The organism is Bartonella sp. MM73XJBT.G, assembly GCF_028618435.1.
Classification (GTDB): Bacteria; Pseudomonadota; Alphaproteobacteria; order Rhizobiales; family Rhizobiaceae; genus Bartonella.
In genome coordinates this window covers 1-6,503 of sequence record NZ_JAQISW010000031.1, presented here as the reverse complement: position 1 = coordinate 6,503, position 6,503 = coordinate 1, and the positions used below count along the sequence as shown (strand labels likewise).

The following is a 6,503-nucleotide window of genomic DNA, read 5'->3' as shown; positions in this document are numbered from 1 at the left end:
TCTCCCCATGCTATGGTTGTTATTTTTGCGACCTATCAATCCATTCAAGTGATTGCTGATGCTCAAAAGGATCATGGATTAGCGGCATTTGATTTCATTATTTGTGATGAAGCCCATAGGACCACGGGGGCAACATTAGGAAGCGATGAGAATGAATCTGAGTTTGTTAAGGTTCACAACAACAGCGTTATTCAAGGGAACAAACGTCTGTATATGACAGCAACACCTCGTATCTTTAGTGATACAGCTAAAAAGCGTGCGGATGAGGTAAATGCCGTTCTAGCATCTATGGATGATGAAAGTATTTATGGAAAAGTTCTTTATACCTATAGTTTTACTGATGCCGTTAAGAATGAACTTTTAACCCCTTATAAGATTATTGTTTTGGGTGTTGATGAGGGGGAAATCAGTAAAAGTATGGAGATGCCAACTACCAGTAAAGATTATGAACTTATTCTTGATGACAGAACAAAGATTGTTGGTTGTTATCAAGCTTTGACCAAAATGGATATCAAGGTTGATCTTGGAGATGATACGAGCCCCATGCGTCGGGCTTTGGCTTTTTGTAAAGATATCCAAACCTCTAAACGTATCCGTGATACCTTTCATGGGAAAGGTGTTAAGAGGATTTTCAAGAGACTTTATAAGAACCACCCCGATACGCCCCCTCTTATCTGTCAAGTAGATCATATTGATGGCAAGGATGGTGCCAAAGAGCGTACAAGAAAACTTGATTGGCTTGAAGAGAATGCGGGGGAAAATACTTGTCGTGTACTTACCAATGTACGCTGTCTTTCTGAAGGTGTAGATGTTCCTACTCTCGATGCGGTAATGTTTTTACACCCGCGCAAAAGCCAAGTGGATGTGATACAGGCGGTGGGGCGTGTGATGCGTCGCGCACGGGGTAAGAAAAGAGGCTATATCATTTTACCCGTTGGCGTACCAGCTGGTATTCCCCCCGAACAAGCTTTAAGGAACAATAAAAAGTACAGTGTTGTTTGGCAAGTTCTCAGTGCTTTGCTTTCTCATGATGAGAACTTTAGCAAAACCCTTAACCAAATGAATTTAGGGCAAGATGTAAGTTCTATCATAGATATTGTTACGGTTTCTCAAAATAGTGACTTAAAGAATGTCACAACGGTTGTTGATGATATCCCCCTTCACGCAAAACCAGAAAGTGCGAGTGCGGGGAATGTCTATCCACTGCGAAAATCGCTTACCCCCCATAATGGTCAAGAACGTTTTAACTTTGTGATGGCGTTTCCTAATGCTCTCAGAACCCTTCTGATTAAAAAATCGACCCTTGCGGATTATTGGGGCATCTGGGCGAACAATGTTGCGGAGATTGCTCAAAACCACATTAATCGTCTTAAAGATATCCTTTCTGATAAAACCAGTAAAGCCTATTATGCTTTTGAGAGCTTTCATAAGGAGTTAAAGAGTAATTTAAACGACAGTATTACCCAAGAGGAAGCGCTTGAGATGTTAGGACAACATCTTGTGACGCGTCCCGTGTTTGAAGCTTTATTTGAAGGCAATAAGTTTGTCCAGAACAATAGTATCTCGCAAGCGATGGAAAAGATCTTAGCTGAGTTGGATAAAACCAATATCCAGCAAGAATCAAAGGAATTACAAAAATTTTATAACAGCGTAAAATTCCGTGCCTCTGGAATTACCGAACCCCAAGCAAGACAGAACCTTATTATCAAGCTATATGAAGATTTTTTTGCCAAGGCATTTAAGAAAACCACCGATAGGCTTGGGATTGTTTATACCCCCGTTGAGGTTGTGGATTTTATCATTCATTCTGTTGATGAAGTGTTACGCAATGAATTTGGAAAAAGCCTAGGATCACGTGGTGTTTCTATTCTTGACCCTTTTACGGGTACTGGTACCTTTATCACACGGTTATTACAATCAAATCTCATCAAACCAGAGGATATGGAATATAAATTCCGTCATGATATTCACGCTAATGAGATTGTTCTCTTAGCTTATTACATAGCAGCCATTAACATTGAATCGACTTATCATAGTCTTATGAAAGGTGAATATATTCCTTTCAAACATATTGGTTTGACCGATACGTTTCGGATGCTTGAAGAGAAAAATCTGCTACAAAAATTATTTAAAGAAAACAGCGAATATTTGGAACATCAGAAAAATCTGGATATCAAAGTTATCTTTGGCAATCCCCCTTATTCTTTTGGACAAAAGAGCGCCAATGATAATAATCCGAACACATCTTATCCCATATTAGATGACCGTATTCGTGAAAAATATATATCAAGATCAACAAAAATAATAAATCGAAACAAACTTTATGATAGTTATATACGTGCCATTTGTTGGGCTAGTGACCGTATAAAAGACCGTGGTATTATTGGCTTTGTTACCAATGCAAGTTTTGTCAACGGAAGTTCTATGGACGGTTTACGCAAATGCCTCGTTGAGGAATTTTCGAGCCTTTATATTTTCCATTTACGGGGAAATCAACGAACATCTGGGGAAGTTTCTCGAAAAGAAGGGGGTAAAATCTTTGGCGAAGGTTCTCGTGCCCCTATAGCGATTTCTATTCTCGTAAAAAATCCAGAATCTGAACAGCGTGGTAAGATATATTTTCGTGATATTGGGGATTATCTCACAAAAAAAGAAAAGCTTACGATAATTGAATCCCTTGGTAGTATTGATGGAATTACACGTAGTGAACAAGGTTGGCAAATAATTGCACCAGATAAACATGGCGATTGGATAAAGCAAAGAGATGCTGATTTTGATCAGTTCATACCCATGGGAGATAAAAATATCCCAATAGATGCTAAAATCTTTAAAGAAGTATCTCTTGGTATAAAATCAACTCGTGATGCTTGGGTTTGTAATTTTTCTAGTAGTGAATTAGAGATATCTGTTCAAAAAACAATTAAATTTTTTAATGAACAGAAACATCTCGTTACTGAAAAGCCGTCTATTCCTATCAAAGGGATCATTGATTATGACGTTACCCAAATTAGTTGGACGGATATTCTTATCTCTCGTTTAAAACGGGGAAATGATGCAATTTTTGAACCTCATCTAATAGTTCCTACCCTTTATAGCCCATTTGTAAAAATGTGGCATTATACATCACCATTCCTTAATGACATGCTAGGACAAACACATCAGTTTTTTAATCCAGATTTGTCTGATAATCTTGGAATTTGTGTTACAGGAATAGGCAATCGATCAGATTTTTCATGTCTTATGACAAATAAACCAATTAACTATGCTACATTAGAAACAGCAAGATGTTATCCGCTTACACTTCATTGTAATGAAGAAAAACATCATGATCATAGTCTGTTTGCTACAGAAGTAAAAAGAAAAGTTTGTGATGGTATTACAGATGCTGGATTACTGAAGTTTCAGTCTGCTTATCCGAATGAGGCTATAACAAAAGAAGATATCTTTTATTATGTTTATGGAATTTTACATTCAGAAGATTATCGCGCTCGCTATGCTGATAATTTATGTAAAGAGTTGCCTCGTATCCCTTGCGTAAAAACTGCTGAAGACTTTGGAAAATTTGTAACAGCAGGACGTGAACTGGGGCATTTGCACGTAAATTATGAAGATGTGGAACCTTATCCAGTCACATTTAAAAAAGGCAATCCAAAACAGACTGATATCTCTAATCCTAAAGAATTCTATTACGTGAATAAAATGAATTTCGCAAAAATTAAAAATAGCAAGGAAAAGGATAAATCCACTGTTATTTATAACAGCAACATCATCATAACAGATATTCCTCTTGAAGCTTATGAGTATATCGTTAATGGTAGACCCGCTCTTGAATGGGTTATGGGGCGTCAATGCGTGAAAACAGATAAAAAGAGTGGCATTGTTAATGATGCTAATCGCTATGCTATTGAGACAATGGGTAACCCTGCTTATCCATTGGAGTTATTCCAAAGGGTTATTACTGTAAGTTTGGAGACAATGAAAATTGTTAAGAACTTACCAAAACTAGAAATTAAAGAAACTGAATAAGCTTATAAGACCTTATAACTCATAAGGGGTATAGAGCCTTGTAGCTATAATCTATACCTCTCTTGTAAGTTGATTACCTATAATCTTAAAAGGAGTGTTTATATGCGTTATTCTAAAAAGAAATCATTTGCACTTTTAAACACTGTCATTTGGATTGCTTTAAGACTTATAAGAAATCCACTCTTAAATAGAATAGGCTTCTTTTGGATTGCCTTAAGAGATTATACCGTAATCTCAAATGATAGCTTTATAGCTTTCAAAAAACCTCTTTAAAGAGAGTTTTATATCTTCATTTTGCTTATAGGTTTTGTCTGTTTTTAAAACCCCCAAAACACCTACAAAACCCTCTTAAATATATATTAAAGATTGTATTTGTATGTTGTATTTAATACAGGTTGTTTATTTGAAACATTAACTTATTGAAATATAATAACTTTTATTTTTGACTAAAAAATATATAAAAGGGGGTGTAAAAAGAACACCCAAAACCCCCTAACCCCCCTAAACTATAACCATAATGATCTTGATAGCATTTCTTATGATTATAAACTGTCTTTTGAAAGGCTTTAAAGGATCACATGCTTTTTTAAGACGTGGTTTAATCATTCTCTAAAATTATAAATTTATCCATTTAAGTGAACTGATAAAAATTCATTAAAGGGATTTTGATAACGTAATCAGTTTTCATTTTCATATGCTTTTCATAAAGCACGTTTTAATCACTCACTAAAATAATCATTTTTGTCAGTTCAATTTACTGACACAAACTGACAAATATATATTTTTTATATATTTTTGATTGAATTTATGGGGCATCTTAATAAGGGTTGTATCATTAAAATACTAACCTATTGAAAAATAATGTTTTTAATTTACTCTCATTTAAAAAAATACTCTAGGGTCTAGAAACAACTGACTAAACTGACAAGACTAACAAAAGTCTATTAAAAGGGATTTTGCTAATCTCTATAGTTATCAATCTCTCTTTAGATGTTTTCATAACAGACTATAAATCGCAATTATCATTTGAAAATGAAAAATAATGCCATGGCTATAAAGAAGATAACAGCTATAGAAAATGCATAAAAACAGCAGGCTTTCATAATTACATTGCAAATGAATGTATTTTTTATAAGAGAGCGGTGTCTATTAAGGTCGTTTAAATTAAACACCCTTATAAACAAAATTCACAAAAAATTTAAAAACCATTTAGTGAAAAAATAGATACGTTATAAAGTTAAAAATACGCATTATCAGAGCGTTTTTAAATATTATAAATGTATAGATTCAAAAAATAACGCAATCGTTTAAGAAAGCTCATAATATAGCTTTAAAATCATATAATACAAAAGAAGCGCTTGATAAGCATATGACAAATATATATACATAATGCATTTAAAAAATATCAAAAAAGATAAAATAATAATTGACAATAAATACGTATTTTGTTATATAAATAATCAAGTGATCAAAACACTTACAGTTAGCGGAGAGGTTACGATAAACCTAATCCTATTATAAAAACTGACTATCTTTTGTGCTATAAAAAGCATATAGAGTGATTTTGTCGGGTGTAGCTATGTTATACAATACCCTTTTATGGGGAAAGCATAGCAACGGACTAACTGCCGTGTTTTGAGCACCCGGCGCCCTTATAGGGTTGTCAATTTCAAAACTTTTTACAGTTAGGATTTAGTTATGACAAATATCTCACAAAACACCCCCGTTATCTCTTCCATTTCAAATGAAACCGCATCTAATAATAAACAAGAGCCTGCAAAAAAATACGAATTTACAGACGAAACAATTGAAGTAGGTGATTATACTCTTTATCGCATTCGTGCTTTAAGGGATTTTTCCAATGTAAAGGCGGGGGACCTCGGTGGCTTTATACACAAGGTGGCAAATTTAGCTGATAATGGCAATTGCTGGGTCGGTGGCAATGCCATGGTTTATGGGGATGCGCGGGTTTTCGATAATGCCCATGTTTTGGATAATGCAAAAATTACTGGCTCTGCTAAAATTTATGAAAATGCAAGAGTTTATGGCAATGCTAGCGTGCATATTAGAGCTGAGGTTTATGGCAATGCGCAAGTCTATGAGAACGCATTGATTTATGGGGATATTTTTGGACATGCTAAAGTGTATGGCAATGCAAAAATTTATGACACTATTTATGGCAAGTTTCTTGATAAGACTAGAATTTATGGCAATGCTGAGGTTTATGACAAAGCACGTGTGCTAGGAAGTTCTCAAGTTTATGATAATGCCCATGTTTATGAAGATGCTATAGTTTTTGACAATGCTAGGGTTTGCGATAATGCCCATGTTTGTGGCGGTGCTATGGTCAATAGAGACGCTAAAGTTTATGGGAATGCTATAGTGACTTGTTATGCCCATGTTTATGATAGGGGCTGTGTTTGTGACAATGCTAAGGTTTATGGCAAGGTCTATGGTGGTGCGCGGGTTTCCAATAA

The 6,503-nt window shown here is 35.0% G+C and carries 3 protein-coding genes; all 3 read left to right on the top strand.

The features are described from left to right. The coding region (locus PVV59_RS09020) for a type ISP restriction/modification enzyme (RefSeq protein ID WP_273755775.1) at window positions 1-4,026 on the top strand (4,026 nt) is incomplete at its 5' end. 102 nt (window positions 4,027-4,128) lie between these two features. Next, entirely contained in the window at window positions 4,129-4,299 is a 171-nt protein-coding gene (locus PVV59_RS09015) for a hypothetical protein (RefSeq protein ID WP_273755774.1), read from the top strand. Between the two features lie 1,425 nt (window positions 4,300-5,724). Next, on the top strand, window positions 5,725-6,503 hold a 779-nt coding region (locus PVV59_RS09010; protein ID WP_273755773.1), incomplete at its 3' end, for a hypothetical protein.